The organism is Mesobacillus maritimus (assembly GCF_019749255.1).
Classification (GTDB): domain Bacteria; phylum Bacillota; class Bacilli; order Bacillales; family Cytobacillaceae; genus Mesobacillus_B; species Mesobacillus_B maritimus_A.
This window is the reverse complement of sequence record NZ_JACWFH010000008.1, coordinates 396783-413035: the sequence shown is the minus strand read 5'-3', so window position 1 is coordinate 413035 and position 16253 is coordinate 396783. Positions and strand designations below refer to the sequence as shown.

The following is a 16253-nucleotide window of genomic DNA, read 5'->3' as shown; positions in this document are numbered from 1 at the left end:
ATGAAGTACCTGATTGTTTCATAAGCAAAAAAAAAATTGTCCGAGATACCGGACAATTTTTTTTATCTATATTACCAATTTCCACAGCTACATCCAATAATGATAAGCAAAATAAATAGTACCACGACTAAAACAAATGTGTTGTTAGTCCCCACACCTGCAACACCGGCATAAGGGTATCCACCGCAATAACCGTAGTCAGCAACAGGTGACATAGGTGCTGGTTGATTTGCATAATGATGCATGAAACATCTCTCCTCTTTACTATATTTCTTACACTTCTACCTTATGCCGTGGGTACTTGACCTGTTTGTGCATTCGCCTATATTTCTTTACAACATCACTCGAAACAAAAAAGGTGAGTACCTGAATAGGTACTTCACCTTTTTCCTACTATTAATTAAATGTCACTTCAAGCACTGGGGTATTGCCTTTTTCAACTTGCCCTTGTGCCTTCGCTTCAAGCGATGCAGCCTGATCTGTATTTGTAATAATAATTGGCGTTATCGTGCTCTTTGCTTTTGTTTTAATAATATCAAGGTCAAATGAAACAAGTTTATCCCCAACCTTTACTTTGTCGCCCTCTTTTACAAAAGTCTCGAACCCTTCGCCGTTTAGAGAGACTGTTTCAAGGCCAATATGGATTAGAATTTCTGCACCATTTTTTGCTCGGATCCCAATGGCATGCTTAGTCGGAAACACTTGGACAATTTCACCATCTACCGGAGACACAGCTAAACCTTCCGTTGGATCTATCGCTATTCCATCACCCATCATCTTTTCTGAAAAAACAGGGTCAGGAACCTTATCAAGCGTTACAGCATTACCAGTAATTGGAGCAAATAATTGAACGGTTTTAATTACTTCCTTTTTGCCAAATAACTTTTTTAACATAGAAGAACATTCCTTTCGGTGACTTTAAAAAGGTAATGTTAAAACTACCCACAATTAAAGTCAAGTAATATGGCTTGTTGGAATTATAAAAGCACAATACTTCTCAGATTCACGCCAAAAGCAAACCTACCTTACTGTTTTGGTTAACTCGTGACTTTTACACAATCCTATTTTGCCTAACAATCCTCATAACAAACCTAAATTTTACTTCCTCTGAAGCAACCAGATTTAACCTTTTTATCTTTTTTCGCAAGGGTGTACTACTTGCTTTGGGCTAATATTTAGTACATAACAAGGAATCATTTATCTCTTGGGCACATGTCTGCCATCCCAACCATAATATATAGAGATGAATTCGGCTATGTAAACAGATTCTAAGATTATTTGTAAGGGAGAAGGATATGACCGTGAAAGAAAACCTGCCAAATTATATATCCAAAGCGGCCATGTACCAAGAAATTGCTGATTTTTATAAATATAGAAATCCGAGTCTCCATATTTATTTTTATTTGCTGCACATAAAAAACCTTAATAAAGAAACACAAGGAATTCTCAAAACATATCATTCACAACTTTTACCAGCACAATTCAGAATTTTCCATGTTGATAAAACAAACCAAAAACTAGATATCTTTTTAGATGGCGCCCCTTTCATAACCAATTATTCTTGTAGCGATATGAATCATTACCTTTTAGTTCCTCCTGGCAAACATCAAATAAAAATAAATGTAGCAGGAAAAACTAGTCAACAGCTTCTTAAAAAGAATATGTATTTTGCTGCTGGAAGATATTATACCTTGGTAACGACTAATGATTCTCGAAATCAGAGGCTACTAGCTTTCGAAGATCAGCCTGCAGTTCCTAAAGGGGAAGCAAAAATTCGGTTCCTACATCTGTCACCTAATGAGCAAGAGATTGATATTGCCGTAAAAAAAAGAGACGTAATCTTCCCTAAGCTTACTTACTGTTCTGCTACTAACTATCTTGGCGTTACCCCGATGAAGCTTGAACTTGAAGCGAGAAAATCTGGAACAAATGAGGTAACCGTCCATTTACCAATCCTCTCGCTTGAACCCAATACAGCTTATACCGGTTTCATTTTAGACAATGATATTCTTTTATGGAGTGATTCCCACCCTCGTTAGGATTTCTGGCCTTTAGTGGCTCTTTTTTCAACCAGTTGATTATGCACTGCTAAATTTCAAGGGTGTCCCTATGGAGACACCCTTTTAGTTGGTTTTATTTCACAGGCACCCATAGCGTGAATGAAATATCATCCCGCTTTAAATTAAAGGAATTTGCCCTGACTTTTATATCACTTTTAAGTTCCATTTCCTGTAGAGAGACATAGATACTTTCATTGTTTGGCTCTATTACTACCCAGTTTGGAAGCTTATAATTTTGCTGAATGATCTTCATGACATAAGTTACAGGAAGGTTCAAAGCCCCGATAGAAATCGACTTCTGTTTTAACAAGAGATCTCCATTTTCAAGTGCTTGTGGTTCAAAAGTCAGCAGCATTTCTAAGTTTTGCCCAAAAACAGGAACCGTCCCATATAACTCAACATGATCTTTCACAAATACTTGATATTCAATCGGTCCAGTAAAGCCTTCTTCGACCAGATAATGATTAATGACTTTATTCAAATCCGCTTTATTCGTTCGAACTAAAAACGATACATGTTCATCTTCTGTAATGCCGACATCCTTGTAATCTGTTTCCGGCCGATTAAATGGGGTACTAGCCATTATGAATAAGGTTACGATAAGAATTCCAACAACTCCGAGTAAAATAAAAAATGCAACTTTCCATTTATTCTTCATTAATACGAAAGCTCTCCTCTTTATGGACTTTACAAATAACCCTTCAATTATTTTTCATAATATTATATCATTCATTTACTACATTGACACATTCTCTTGCTAATGAGCAAACTTCAAATCAAAAAAATAGACCTTTAAAAGGTCTATTTTAATGCTTTTATATCATTAATAATTTCCTCATAAGGGATATCATTTAAACCAGAATATTGCTTCATAATTTCCCCTTCTTGGTTCACTAGGTAGAAATATGTCTGATGAACCACCTGATCACCCTCCTCTGGTTTAACAACTAATGTCTTAAAGTTGTCCATAGCAAAGGTTTCGATTTCATCCTGCGTATAACCAGTTAACATATTCCAGTTTTCAAAATCAACATAAAAGCGCTCGCCATATTCTTGAAGGACTTCCGGAGTATCCACTTTTGGGTCGACGCTAAAAGAGACAAACTCCACATCTTCAAGCTTCTCTTCGTTTACCATTTGTTGCAGTTTTTTCATATTCGCAGTCATTGGTGGACAAACATCCGCACAATTTGTAAAAATAAAATCTGCCACCCAGACCTTTCCCTTTAAATCATCAAGTGAAAAGTCTTCACCATTGTGATTAATTGAATTGAAATTCTCAATTGGCCAGTTTAATGCCCCTTCTATCCCTTTTTGTCCACAAGCAGCCATTACCAATATAGCTGCGAGCAATACAGCATACACTTGTTTTTTCATGACTTTCCCCCACTAAATTCAATATGATACCATCCTCATTCTAGCAAAGGTCTTTCCATTAAGGAAGAGAAAGTGCTCCAGGTAAAGTTAGTGCTACCCTAGAGGTACCTGTCCTTTTATGAAAAACGAGTCCCTGAGGATTATTCTAGGTAATACATGAATCCAATAGCACCAGGGCCTGTGTGCGTGCTAACAATAGGAGTTGTATCTTCAATATGGATATCACGATAGCCCGTAAATTCGATGATTGCTGTCTTTAATTTTTCAGCAAGTTCAGAACCATCTGCATGAACAAGACCAACACCTTTTATCATTTTCCCTTTTGCATCCTCGGCAAATTTTTGTGCAAGAAACTTAACAACCTGTGAATGACTTCGGGCCTTTGAAACAGGAGTATAAACTCCGCCTTCAAGTGATGCGATTGGTTTAATATTTAACAATGAACCAATCATTGCTTTTCCTTTTCCAATCCTACCACCCTTAACTAAATTCTCAAGAGTATTCACCACAACAAAGAGCTGGGTCTGACCTCTAATTTCATCAAGTCTTGCCACAATTTCATCCATACTCTTCCCTTGTTTAGCCAATATGGCTGCCTCTATCACTTGAAAAGCTAGGGCCTTAGAAATAAACCGCGAATCAATGACCTTCACATGACCCGCAACCATTCCTGCTGCAGTTTCTGCAGATCCCACAGTTCCACTCATTCCGCCCGTCATATGTATCGAGAGAATTTCATAACCTTCCTCAGCATATTGTTCATATACTTTTACAAATTCTCCTACTGGAGGCTGTGAACTTTTCGGAAGCTCTTTAGAATTCTTCATTTTTTCCATGAATTGACTTGGGGTTATATTTACACGATCTAGAAAGTTCTCCTCATCAATGGTGATTGCTAAGGGAACCACATGTATACCGTATTTTTGAAAATCCTCATCACTTAAGTCCACTGTAGAATCTGTTACAATTTTAACTTTCGCCATACCTATCCCTTTCTAAAGTACAATTTTTTTCAACTTGATGCCTCGGCTTTGATTCTGCTCCAAGTACTTTGCTTCTATTGAAGACTTACCGTTAAAGAATCCATCTGCCATGATTGTTGAAACGTTGCTTGAATAAAATAAAAGGTGCCTAGTAGGCACCTTAAGAGGAAAGCGTTATTTTTCATCTCTTATACTTGAACAACAAGTTGTCTAACAAAAAATCTATCCGCTTTACTTACCCATAATATATTATACCTTATTGTACTCTGAATTTGTGTCTGATCTTTTTACTAGTCTTAAAACTTTTAGATAATTTCCTTAAATAACCCGAAGACATCCTTAATCTTGATTTTCCTCATCATAGCCCATTTGCTCTTCCCATTCTTTTTCCTTTTTCAGCTTTCTTCTATAGACAACTTTCGAAAGATTAATACTGATTTCATATAGGAATAACAATGGGATGGTTACAAGAAAATCAGACATCATATCTGGCGGTGAAATGACAACCGCAACAACTACTAACACAAAATAAGCATATTTACGGATTTTCGCAAGGAAATAAGGATTAATAATCCCTAAGGAAGTTAGGAACATAACGACTACAGGCATTAGGAAAAGCACACCAAAAGGTATGGTCATATTCAAAATAAAACGGAAATACTTATCAGCTGTAAAATTCGTGGCTACCATGTCACCGCTAAGTTCAACTAAAAAGTTTAAAATTGTTGGGAAAATGACAAAATATCCAAACAAAAGACCTACAATAAAAAGGATGAACAAAGCCGGAATATAGGAAAGCGTCATTTTTCGCTCAATCGGTTTTAAAGCAGGCTTAACGAAAAGCCATATTTGTGTTGCGAGCACCGGAATTGTTCCAGCTACGGCAATCACCGTGGCAATCATAAAATAAATCCAAACGATATCACTTGGTCCAAGAACTACTAGTTTGACATCCAAGTCCCGAACAAAGAAATGATAGATTTCTTCAACAAAGACAAAACCCACGACGAAAAAGACTAAAAAGGCAAAAACGGTGATTATCAATCTTTTTCTTAGCTCATCCAAGTGATCTACTACATTAAGTTCTTTATCTTCCATAAATCTCCCCTACCAAACGTGGTTGCGTATTTAGAAAAGCTACAGCACTTTTCACGCGCTGTAGCTTGTATGCGACATTTTTTAGACTGAGGGATGTAAAATCGAACCGTCCTACACCTATTTCAATGATTTTTGAATATCTTTCTTCTCTTCTTCAAGGTCTTCCATAACATCACTTGTCAACTCACGAGTGGACTTTTTAAATTCACGAAGGGTTTGACCAAAAGCTCTACCAATCTCAGGAAGCTTTTTCGGGCCAAATATGATTAAGGCCAATACAAGGATTAAAATTAATCCAGGAACACCGATGTTTGATAACATTGATCAACATCTCCTTTCACATTGTAAATCTACCATAATTATAGTGCATTTGTTACATTTTTGGTGGTTAAGCAATAAATGTTCATAAGACTTTCACATTATGAAATTTAGTTTGCTACATGTAACATTTATACTTGATTCCAATACACATTTTATCTCTATTATGATTATTAAACAAGTAAATTAAACAATTGGTTATCTTTGTTCAATTCGAGAAAGGAGAAGCCTTTTCTTTCAAGACTTGCTTTTAGACGTGGATATTCATTTTTATCCTTTAGTTCAATGCCTACAAGCGCTGGGCCACTTTCTTTATTATGTTTTTTTGTATATTCAAATCTAGTAATATCATCTTGTGGGGCGAGCACGTCATCGAGGAATTCCCGTAATGCACCTGCTCGTTGAGGGAAGTCCACTATAAAGTAGTGAAGCAGTCCTTCAAATAAAAGAGAGCGTTCCTTAATTTCCTGCATCCGGCTGATATCATTATTTCCTCCACTTATGACACATACCACAGTTTTCCCTTTTATCTCATCTTTGAGGTAATCAAGAGCAGCTATTGGCATAGCTCCAGCGGGTTCAGCTACAACAGCATGTTCATTATAAAGCTCCAATATTGACGTACATACCTTTCCTTCGGGAACCACCACAATATCGTCGAGTAATTCATTGCAAATCTCGTAAGTCTTGGAACCCACACATTTCACCGCGGCTCCATCAATGAAAGTATCAATTTTCTCTAGTGGCAAGACACTTTCATTCGCGATAGAAGCCTTCATTGATGCAGCTCCTGCTGGTTCTACCCCAATTACTTTCGTTGCGGGAGAGACACTTTTTATGTAGGTTCCAACGCCTGACATTAAGCCCCCGCCACCAATACTTCCAAGAATATAGTCAACGGGTTCTTCACAATCGTTCATCACTTCAACCGCTACTGTTCCCTGTCCAGCAATGACTTTTTCATCATCAAACGGATGGATAAAAGTACGTTCCTCTTCCTCGGCGCAGCTCACTGCTTTACTATATGCATCATCAAAAGAATCACCAGCAAGAATGATCTCGACAAATTCACGCCCAAACATTTCAATTTGCTTTACCTTTTGCTTTGGAGTAGTAGCTGGTACGAAAATTTTCCCTCGTACTCCGAGTTGTCTACATGCAAATGCTACACCTTGAGCATGATTTCCCGCACTGGCACATACAACCCCATTTTCTAAATGATTACCTAAGAGTTTCATTGAGTAATAAGCCCCTCTTAGTTTAAAAGAACGGACATGTTGCAAGTCTTCTCTTTTGAGGTAAACATTCGCCCCATATTTTTCAGAAAGTCGCTCATTTTTCTGTAGTGGTGTATGGGCAACAATTTCTTTAAGATGCCTGTAGGCAATCAATATATCTTCAACTTGCACCCATTTTTTTGCTACTGTTTTTTGTTCCATACAGCACCCTCGTTTCATAAAATAATTAATTGGTACATTATATCATGAAAAAGCGTTAATCGATGAAAGTTTTTTAACATTTCACATTAATGCGTCGAATGAGAAAAGTCCAACCGCCCTTTGCTATAGTAATGGATGGTCTGGAGCGTTCCAACTTAGATAAAGCTTATTAAGGATTCGGCCCCTGTAAACATCATCGAGTTCGAACAGACTATTAAGTATTAGGGGCCATTTTAGAACAGGATAAAGGAGCATGAAGAGCCTGAGGTACGTTCCGTGTTTGAGGCAATCGTTGTGGTGGTAAATTCCAAAAGCCGAAGTTTTTACTCGGTGACCAAAGGTCGTAGCCGCTAGTGCACATGCGTCAAACCATTTTTCAAGCTAAGACTGTGTACTTTCTGAATTAAAAAACCCTGCGCAAAAAATGCACAGGGATTATCATGAGGAAATTTTATATTCTTTTCTATTCATAATAATGAGTTCTCTCAGTTCTTTTGCGACAACTTTTAGTTCTTTCTCTTGATACTCTTCAAAAGAGATTGGTGGACAAATAGTCAATGTAATGTTGGCGGGTTTGATTAGTCTCCCATTCTTCTCAAATACTTCAGCCGTTCCTTCAATTGAAACTGGAACAATCGGAACACCCGCATCCTTGGCAAGTCTTAGGCTGCCTGATTTAAACTCCTCAATTGGCCCACCCTTGCTTCGGGTCCCTTCTGGGAAAATTAATATGCTATGCCCTTCCTTTAACATTTTAACTCCTTCTCGAATGGAACGCACAGCTTGCCGCCGATCCTTTCGATCAAGATAAACACAGTTCATCACATCCATCCATTTTGACAGAACCGGCACTTTTTTTACTTCTATTTTTGAAATAAATCCAAACGGTTTGTTTAAAAAACCTAACAACAACGGGATATCGAAATCCCCCTCATGATTGGCTACGATTAAAACAGGGCCATCTGGCAAATTATGATTTCCACGAACTTCAACCTTTGAACCAGTCATTTTCATAATGGTTTCCGACCATTTCTTGGGTGTCTCCTGAATAAGGATATCTTTTTCTTTTACAGACATCCCCTTCGGTAGGGCCTGCATTTTTCTTAGCTTTGGGATACTATACACTAAATAGCCACTCATATATAAAAAAATAAATATCAAACGTAGCATTGCCTTCCTCCTCAACCTATTTTACCTACTATATTATAACTGAAAGATAAGCTATTAACCTGCCATTATATGAATTTGTTCTAACACAACATAGTTAAATCCCATAAAGAATAAAAAAGACAGCCTGGGGCTGCCTTTTTATGCTTGCTTGCGTTTATAGATGAGAAATTCATAGTCGTACGGATTTTTTTCATCCTTAACACCCATTTGTCGAGATTCTAGTTCCCATTCATCAATATGAAATACAGGGAAAAGGGTATCTCCCTCAAACTGGTGATGAATCATTGTTACATACAAGCGATCTGCATGTTGAATGAGATCCTTGAAGATTTCAGCTCCACCAATTACAAACACTTCTTCATCTTCAGAGAACTTTTTTGTGTAGTCTAAAAATTCTTCTACTGAATGGAGAATTGTACAGCCTTCACTCCTATATTGCCTGTCACGGGTGATGATAATATTTTCACGACCAGGAAGCGGCTTCCCAATTGATTCATGAGTTTTACGCCCCATTGCAATCGGATGACCCATTGTAACACGTTTAAAAAACTTTAAATCCTCAGGTAAATGCCATGGAAGCTTATTATAGCTCCCAATAACCCGTTTTTCATCCATCGCCCAAATTAATGATATCATACACTCACGACTCCTTTAATATGTGGATGCGGGTCATAATCTTCAAGAGTAAAGTCCTCAAAACGGAAACCGAAAATGTCTTTCACTTCTGGGTTGATTTTCATTGTCGGCAACGAACGTGGGGCCCTTGTTAATTGAAGTTTTACTTGTTCAAGATGATTTGTGTAAATATGAGTATCACCCATCGTATGGATGAACTCGCCAGGTTCAAGATCACACACCTGGGCAATCATCATCGTCAACAGTGCGTAAGAAGCTATGTTAAAGGGAATGCCTAAAAAAACGTCCGCACTGCGTTGGTAAAGCTGACAAGAAAGTTTTCCGTTGGCAACATAGAACTGGAACAGGCAATGACATGGTGGTAAAGCCATATCGTCTACATCCGCCACATTCCACGCACTAACAATCAACCTTCTCGAATTAGGATTATTTTTGATTTGATGAATTAAATTAGAGATTTGGTCAATACTTCCGCCATCAGGAGTCGGCCATGACCTCCATTGATGGCCATAAACTGGACCGAGCTCACCATTTTCATCTGCCCATTCATTCCAAATCCGCACACCATTTTCTTGGAGATATCTCACATTTGTATCTCCACTTAGAAACCAAAGTAGTTCATGTATGATACTTTTGAGATGTAGTTTTTTAGTTGTGACTAACGGGAATCCTTCCTTTAAATCGAATCTCATTTGATACCCAAAGGTACTGATTGTCCCCGTGCCGGTTCGATCTTCTTTTTTTGTCCCATGTTCTAGTACATGCTTACACAAGTCTAAATATTGCTTCATAGAAAATCCCACCTTTAAATTAAAACAGTCTATCTTATTTTAGAATACTGAGAGCATTAAATCCACACAAAAAACGACAAACCTCAGTTTGTCGTTCCTATCACTTATTCAAGTCTATCCATAAACCAATATGTTTCCGGAGCAACTTTTCGTAACAACTCTTTATATTCCCCACCTAGGTAGTACATGGCGAAGGTCTCAGCAAAATACTCTTCCGGATAGTTCAAAAAGTAATCTCTTCCTGGAAACAGATATTTGGTTTCCCTTTTCCAAATTTCAAGAAATTTTGGATCTTCACGAATCAGCTTATATACGTGACGATCAATTGAATGAGCTAGTTCATGTAACTCTAAATTAACAGAACTATGGCCTAACCCTTGTTCACTACTTCCAATTTTAGCTAAAACTAGTTTAGATCCACCAACTCCCGGTACCTCGTCCCATGTTTTATCAGATTTATAGCCCCTAGGGATCACACCTCGAAGATCACGAGCAGACGGATTGTCTGTGAGCTTTCCGTTAAAAAGAGCTAAATAGATTCTCTCTTCTGTAATTTTCCTCAACATCTTTTCTGGAAGGGCATCAATTCTTGAGATAATTTGGGCTACTTCTTCATAATCAAAGGACTCTTCAGGTAATAAAATAATTTCGCCAAGTAAGTCGAGATGGTTTAGGTTCAAATTTTCATATAGTAATGAATGTTTAGGGTAGTTTTTTAATGGCGTTCCATTCACATTCGCATGTAAACTACCTGGAAGTAAAAAAGTGAGGACGGCAATGAGGAAAAATTGACTCAACCTGCGCATCTCATCGTCTCCCTTTTAAATGGTGTTCTATTATGAAGCTATTAAAATTATATCATATTTATTACATTTTCCCGTTTATCCTAGCAATTTACAGAATAAGGAATACCCTTCGTCCTCTCACACTTTTCAACTCTGATGCATATAGTTCAGTACATAGTGAAGTAGGTGAAATAACATGTTTTTCACGGGATCGAAACGCAAGCAGTTTACAGCTTCTGATCTAGAGCTGTATCAGCAAGTGGTCACTTCCGGTAAATTAATCCTGCTAGACTTGTTTTTCTACACATTGTTCTTTGTTGTGATGTTTTACAGTGTACCAGTGCAAGTCTATGTTTCTACTAGTATCGTGTTCGCGCTTTATCTTCTAACATCTTTGTTCCTTTATCTGCAAACAAGAAGAAAGAGAAAAAGAGCAATCGATAACTGATTGCTCTTTTTCTCTTATCACTAATTGAGTTAATTACCGTACCAATTTAACGTTCTATCTTTATGAGAACAGCTTTATCTTTAACTTTTCCACTTAGGTGGGGTATTTTTATCCCAATAGATGGTACCTAATTCATAATGCGTTTGAAATTGGTCATGGTACGTATGGTAATGGAAATTAAACCAATATCCTTCTTGAGGAGGGTTATCCCTTCGAACATGGAAACGAATGATATCGCTTTTTTGCTCATTTACAATATGAAATATTTTTTCGGAAAATCCGCCGCCAGGTACTTCCGTAACTTCAAGGTTTACTAGAACTTCTTCGGGGAATTGTTCAGAAACTGTTGCGATTGCAGCCTCCATATTTGGGAGAATAATATCACGGAATTCGTCTTCTATTATAGGACCAATCCTAGTTCCAAATTTAGCAAGTGATTGTTCTTCTGCTTCTTTCATCATTCTACTCACGAAGCTTTCATGAGTTTCTTGACTCGTCGTTAAATGATCTGCAGGAATTGATACGTTTTCATAAGTATCGGTACGGTCAGTATCTTTTTGATCAATTGATAGTAATTCTGATGCTTGTGCAGGTGAAACCAAGCCAAATGTAATAATGGATATTAAAACAACGAGTGAATTCCTCAACCACAACGGCATAATGACTCCCCTTTCGTACAATGTTTCTATTAAACGTTCCTATTATTCTAGTTTATCTATTAAGAATATTATACAGTTTTTTTTGGGGGGGAGAAAGGTTTTCCATCTTTTCATGAAGGTTAAATTTTAAATACAAGTATTACGGTACATCGATTGTACATAGTCTTAAGACAGAAGCAAAAAAAAGGGGGAATTCGCATGACTTGGACAGTCGCCATAATCAGTTTAATCATGCTCGGATATTTTATTTACCTAACAGCGACAGATTAATGAGGGAATTTCGGAGAAGAATCTATTGTAAATTCTCTTTTACAATTAACCACATAAAATTTCAGCAACATCTTTTAGGAATGCTTCGGACAGATTTTCCTGCGTTTCACCTGAGTCTGTCCGAATCCCTACATATCACAACGAAAGTGAAAATGTAAAAATTACTTTCCGTTTTTTTCAATAACCCCAAAATGGAACTTAGCTGATTTTCTTCGATGGACTGTAAAATCAAACTGCGCAAACCTTAAACTACGAAAATGATCTTTTAAAATAATTCGTTTTCGAGCCACTCGATGAGCCTGTTGCATCATTTCAATAGAAAGACCTTCAGCTCTAGCAAATTTTGTTAACCCTCTAATTCCATCTGATTCAAGAATGGTTTCCTCAAACATTGGGTCAAAGTATACACAATCAAAACTGTTGTCATTAAGCTTTCGTAGTACTTCGAGTGATTCATTCTGTTGGATTGTAATTCTTCTCATTGCCTCATTCATAACATCTATGCCTGAGTTCCACTGTTTCAAACCTTTGTTGACAATATAGGCCAGATACGGATTTCCCTCAATCCCGACGACATTTCCGGTTTCTCCAACCGCAAAACTAGCTACGATACTATCAGAAGCAAGTCCTAACGTACAATCCAGGATACTCATTCCAGTCTTTAGTTGAGCTGCTTCTATAAATGGATCTTTTTCACCTTTCAACAACCGTTTAATTCGAAACATAGACGAATTAGGATGAAAGAAAAAAGGGACTTCCTCCCCTAAAGGATAGAGCTCCAGTCTGTCCTTCCCAACAACAATACAATCTTCCTGTTCAGCTTCCATGACGGACAGAACGGAACGTTTTCTTCTAGTAACATACCTTGATTCTAATGCAAGTGCTGTTTGCTTTGCTTGCTCAACCATTTCTTCGGTTGTTCGTCCGGCCGTTGTAACAATCACCTCTATGCCACCCACATTCTTTTATAGTTGTAAAATGAGCCCAAGAACAAATAGAAAAAAGGACGTCATCGACATCCTTTTCTTCTTTAAAAATTCTTCATTAACAATTGGTTTCAAACGCAGTCTCGAGGTTTTCCATTACTTCTTCCATTGATCTACCTTCAATTTCATGGCGAGGGATGAAGTGAACTACTTCTTTTCCTTTTAAGAGTGCCATAGACGGTGAAGATGGTTCAATTCCGGTAAAGTATTCACGCATTTTCGCGGTAGCTTCTTTTTCCTGCCCTGCAAATACAGTGACAAGGTTATCTGGTTTTTTCTCTGCACGAAGCAATGCCTGATTGACAGCAGGACGAGCTAAACCAGCAGCACAACCACATACTGAATTTACGACAACAAGGGTTGTACCTGATGCATTTTCAACATAATTTTCAACATCTTCAGGTGTTAATAATTCTTTAAAGCCTGCTTGAACTAGTTCCTCACGCATTGGCTTTACCATTTGTCTCATATATTCTTCATAAGCCATTGACATCTATATCACTCCTATCATTAGTTGCAGTGTTAGCATACTATCTTTTACCATTGATTGCAATTTAGACGCGCCACTTGAGTGTGTCACCTTACTGTCGGTTTAGGATCCTCCTGTCATTGATGCGAAGGATATTGCTGAAAGATTCATTAAATTTAAGATTGCTATCAATGACTGTGTTGCCATTAATGACCGAATTTTCAATTTCCACATTCTCTTTGATAATTGTATTTGGCAAGATAACAGAGTTTTTAATCACCGACCCTTTACCTATTGTGACATTATAGGAAATAACCGATTTTTGTATTTTTCCATAAATTTCACACCCTTCCCCTATTAGCGATTCAGTAAAAGATGAGTTTGCATCAAAATAGGTGGGGGGCAATGAACAGTCTGCTGTAAAAATAGGCCAATCCTTTTGGTGAAGTAGAGGATTTTTCTTTCTTGAAAGCAAATCCATATTTGCCTCCCAATAGCTTTCAACAGTACCTACATCCTTCCAGTATCCATTGAATTCATAAGCGAACAAACGATAGTTCGACTTTAACATGAAAGGGATAATGTCCTTACCAAAATCATTTAAATAATCTCGTTCATCTTGAAACTGCTCAAAAATAGTCTTCAAAGTGCGCCAATTGAAAATATAAATGCCCATGGATGCAAGATTTGAATGAGGAATTTGAGGCTTTTCTTCGAAGCCGAGGATACGTTTTGTTTTCGAATCTACATTCATCACACCATATCTTGACGCCTCCTCCCAAGGTACATAGGTTACTGAAATGGTTACATCGGCTGCATTCCTTTTATGTATATCAAGTAACTTGTTGTAATCCATCTTGTAGATTTGATCGCCTGAGATCACTAAAACAAATTCAGGGTTATGGTACTGGATATATTGGCGATTTTGCGCAATCGCGTGTGCGGTCCCTTCGTACCACCGATCCATATCATCGCATTGGAACGGAGGAAGAAATGTAATACCTGAATCTCTGCGATTAAGTTCCCAATTCTCACCGTTGCTAATATAATTTTGCAGTGTATGAGGTTGGTACTGGGTAAGGATTCCAACCGTATTCATTCCCGAATTCCGACAATTACTCAGAGCAAAGTCAATAATTCTATATTTCCCTCCGAAAGGGACTGCTGGTTTAGCCATTTTTTCCGTTAATTTCTTTAGTCTTGTTCCTCTTCCCCCCGCTAATAATAAAGTTAAAATTTCCTTTTTTTTCATAAGAATCTCCTTTGGCACTATTTTTCTGGTGAATGTCACCTTGTTTTTCTAACCAAAGCTTCCTAATCTAAAAATCCTTTATTTATATAATCATTTTCAACTTAACAGACCCTCACTAAGAATTAAACCTCATTTTACCGACTAATTTTCCATTTTTTTGACAACTTTCTAAATTATATCCCAATAAAATATAAAATAACGTTGTACACTCAACTCTATTCGGTTTTTTTGTCACTAATGCTCTTAAAAACAGTTCAAAAGACCTATCCACACAAAAAAAAAGCCTGTCTCATATAAGAAACAGACTTTTTCGTTTAATTATTTTTCCTTGCTTCAGTCATTTGCTTCCAAACGGACCCCTTCGCTTCTTCTCCATGTTCAATCCGAGCAATCGCTAGTTTTACTTGGAGGCTAACTTCAAATTCCGGGTCTTGCTCCGCTTTTTTTAGTGCAAGAAGGGCGCGTTCATCACCGACCTCATATAAAAACATTGCAGCACGCCAACGGACGAGCTTGCTAGAGTCTTCTAGTGCCTCCATCATCGCTTCCATTGCTTCGGGATGACCCAGGTCGGAGAGACAATCCCCCGCTGTTCGTCGAACAGTTACACTTTTATCCTTCAATGCTTGGTAAAGGTAAGGGAGTGCAGCTTTATCTTCAATCATCCCAAGATAAACAGTAGCAAGTCTTCTAATCGATGCCTTTTCATCGGATAACGCTGCTTTCAATAAAGAAAGATCCTCAACTGTTGGATCAGGCATTTGTTCTAATAACTGATAACGAACCCGCCAGTCTGGATGATTAAAGTCGGCTAAGCTGACTTGTTTACGTTCCTTCCCAGTCATTTGTGTTCCCGGGTTTTTTGCTTGCTCAATAAGTGTATTCAATCTTTCAGGCGGGTAGGCTGCCATTAGCTCTTCTTTCATTTCAGCTCCAATTTCATCCCACTCACCATAGCGGACACCATAATCCTTCCATCTTCTAACCATTACAAGATTATCATCTGGTCCTTGAACCTCAAGCGCTGCTTTAGCAAACGTTTCAGGAAGAGCATAGCGCTTTTCCTCTGTCCCATCTGTCAATTTGATTTGCACAGGGACTCCTTTATACATATGAACCTGAACCTTAATCTCACCAAAATGTTCGTCGATTTCAGGATTAGGTTCGCCTGCACCTCCTTGTTCCTGGCCAAATGCTTTGCGAACTTCAGGTAATATCACCTTCCAGTCATATCGTGCATTCCGCTCTACAGCAAGGAAATCTGCGACATGGTATACCCCTTTTACCCCTTCTATCTCAAGGATCTCTTGAACAACTTCAGGCGCCCCATCTTGCGCTTCCTTTTTATAGTTATTGCTTTTCCCCATCGGAAGCTCTTCATCAAGATTGATTTTCATCGTATTTGGGCTTGGAGTCGGTTCGATTGATTTTATTTTCATGATTCCACCCCTATAGTTTCGCTAACAGTTATTTTATCATAAGAACATAGCGAGTTCATGGACTCTGCTTATT

Annotated in this window: 19 protein-coding genes; 2 read left to right on the top strand and 17 right to left on the bottom strand. The window is 37.9% G+C overall.

Features of this window, described 5'->3' with window-relative positions; genetic code table 11:
- Nucleotides 1-71: 71 nt before the first annotated feature.
- Both H0185_RS07505 and H0185_RS07500 read right to left on the bottom strand, forming a co-directional pair.
- Nucleotides 72-215 carry a YjcZ family sporulation protein gene (locus tag H0185_RS07505; RefSeq protein ID WP_221873074.1) on the bottom strand — a complete coding sequence of 48 codons (144 nt, stop codon included), beginning with the start codon at nucleotides 213-215 and terminating at the stop codon, nucleotides 72-74.
- Between the two features lie 181 nt (nucleotides 216-396).
- Nucleotides 397-894 (bottom strand): PTS sugar transporter subunit IIA, encoded by a 498-nt coding sequence (locus H0185_RS07500; RefSeq protein ID WP_221872678.1) that lies wholly within the window; start codon nucleotides 892-894, stop codon nucleotides 397-399.
- A 401-nt stretch (nucleotides 895-1295) separates the two neighbouring features.
- On the opposite strand from H0185_RS07500, the gene H0185_RS07495 reads away from it, so the two are divergent.
- Complete coding sequence (locus H0185_RS07495) at nucleotides 1296-2039, top strand: DUF4397 domain-containing protein (protein ID WP_221872676.1); 744 nt, start codon at nucleotides 1296-1298, stop codon at nucleotides 2037-2039.
- A 94-nt stretch (nucleotides 2040-2133) separates the two neighbouring features.
- Here the strand turns inward: H0185_RS07495 and H0185_RS07490 are convergent, their stop codons facing one another.
- The 10 genes from H0185_RS07490 to H0185_RS07445 form a co-directional block, all read right to left on the bottom strand.
- Nucleotides 2134-2718, bottom strand: a complete 585-nt coding sequence (locus tag H0185_RS07490; protein WP_221872674.1) for a YpmS family protein — start codon at nucleotides 2716-2718, stop codon at nucleotides 2134-2136.
- A gap of 143 nt (nucleotides 2719-2861) precedes the next feature.
- A complete protein-coding gene (locus H0185_RS07485; RefSeq protein ID WP_221872672.1) occupies nucleotides 2862-3437 on the bottom strand; it encodes an SCO family protein in 576 nt (191 codons plus the stop codon).
- Nucleotides 3438-3577: 140 nt separating this feature from the next.
- Complete coding sequence (locus tag H0185_RS07480) at nucleotides 3578-4420, bottom strand: DegV family protein (protein ID WP_221872670.1); 843 nt, start codon at nucleotides 4418-4420, stop codon at nucleotides 3578-3580.
- A 339-nt stretch (nucleotides 4421-4759) separates the two neighbouring features.
- The gene (gene tatC, locus H0185_RS07475; protein ID WP_221872668.1) at nucleotides 4760-5518 is read right to left on the bottom strand and encodes a twin-arginine translocase subunit TatC; all 759 of its coding nucleotides are present in this window, start codon (nucleotides 5516-5518) and stop codon (nucleotides 4760-4762) included.
- 117 nt (nucleotides 5519-5635) lie between these two features.
- Complete coding sequence (locus H0185_RS07470; RefSeq protein ID WP_221872666.1) at nucleotides 5636-5839, bottom strand: twin-arginine translocase TatA/TatE family subunit; 204 nt, start codon at nucleotides 5837-5839, stop codon at nucleotides 5636-5638.
- Between the two features lie 170 nt (nucleotides 5840-6009).
- The gene (gene ilvA, locus H0185_RS07465) at nucleotides 6010-7275 is read right to left on the bottom strand and encodes a threonine ammonia-lyase IlvA (protein ID WP_221872664.1); all 1266 of its coding nucleotides are present in this window, start codon (nucleotides 7273-7275) and stop codon (nucleotides 6010-6012) included.
- 438 nt (nucleotides 7276-7713) lie between these two features.
- Entirely contained in the window at nucleotides 7714-8445 is a 732-nt protein-coding gene (locus H0185_RS07460) for a lysophospholipid acyltransferase family protein (RefSeq protein WP_221872662.1), read from the bottom strand.
- A 138-nt stretch (nucleotides 8446-8583) separates the two neighbouring features.
- Entirely contained in the window at nucleotides 8584-9081 is a 498-nt protein-coding gene (locus tag H0185_RS07455; protein WP_221872660.1) for a dihydrofolate reductase, read from the bottom strand.
- On the bottom strand, nucleotides 9078-9872 hold the full coding sequence (locus H0185_RS07450; protein ID WP_221872658.1) for a thymidylate synthase: 795 nt from the start codon (nucleotides 9870-9872) through the stop codon (nucleotides 9078-9080). Before H0185_RS07450 ends, H0185_RS07455 begins: the two co-directional genes overlap by 4 nt.
- A 104-nt stretch (nucleotides 9873-9976) precedes the next feature.
- The gene (locus H0185_RS07445; protein WP_221872656.1) at nucleotides 9977-10678 is read right to left on the bottom strand and encodes an anthrax toxin lethal factor-related metalloendopeptidase; all 702 of its coding nucleotides are present in this window, start codon (nucleotides 10676-10678) and stop codon (nucleotides 9977-9979) included.
- Between the two features lie 175 nt (nucleotides 10679-10853).
- Between H0185_RS07445 and H0185_RS07440 the strand changes: the two genes are divergently transcribed.
- Nucleotides 10854-11105 carry a hypothetical protein gene (locus H0185_RS07440; protein ID WP_221872655.1) on the top strand — a complete coding sequence of 84 codons (252 nt, stop codon included), beginning with the start codon at nucleotides 10854-10856 and terminating at the stop codon, nucleotides 11103-11105.
- A gap of 80 nt (nucleotides 11106-11185) precedes the next feature.
- On the opposite strand, the gene H0185_RS07435 is transcribed toward H0185_RS07440, so the two are convergent.
- From H0185_RS07435 to H0185_RS07415, 5 genes are all read right to left on the bottom strand, one after another.
- Nucleotides 11186-11764 carry a YpjP family protein gene (locus tag H0185_RS07435; RefSeq protein ID WP_221872653.1) on the bottom strand — a complete coding sequence of 193 codons (579 nt, stop codon included), beginning with the start codon at nucleotides 11762-11764 and terminating at the stop codon, nucleotides 11186-11188.
- Between the two features lie 431 nt (nucleotides 11765-12195).
- Nucleotides 12196-12978, bottom strand: a complete 783-nt coding sequence (locus tag H0185_RS07430; RefSeq protein WP_221872651.1) for a class I SAM-dependent methyltransferase — start codon at nucleotides 12976-12978, stop codon at nucleotides 12196-12198.
- 100 nt (nucleotides 12979-13078) lie between these two features.
- Nucleotides 13079-13513: a BrxA/BrxB family bacilliredoxin gene (locus H0185_RS07425; RefSeq protein ID WP_221872649.1), complete on the bottom strand. Its 435-nt coding sequence runs from the start codon at nucleotides 13511-13513 to the stop codon at nucleotides 13079-13081.
- Between the two features lie 88 nt (nucleotides 13514-13601).
- A complete protein-coding gene (locus H0185_RS07420; protein WP_221872647.1) occupies nucleotides 13602-14741 on the bottom strand; it encodes a glucose-1-phosphate adenylyltransferase in 1140 nt (379 codons plus the stop codon).
- 314 nt (nucleotides 14742-15055) lie between these two features.
- On the bottom strand, nucleotides 15056-16180 hold the full coding sequence (locus H0185_RS07415; RefSeq protein ID WP_221872645.1) for a conserved virulence factor C family protein: 1125 nt from the start codon (nucleotides 16178-16180) through the stop codon (nucleotides 15056-15058).
- Nucleotides 16181-16253 lie beyond the last annotated feature (73 nt).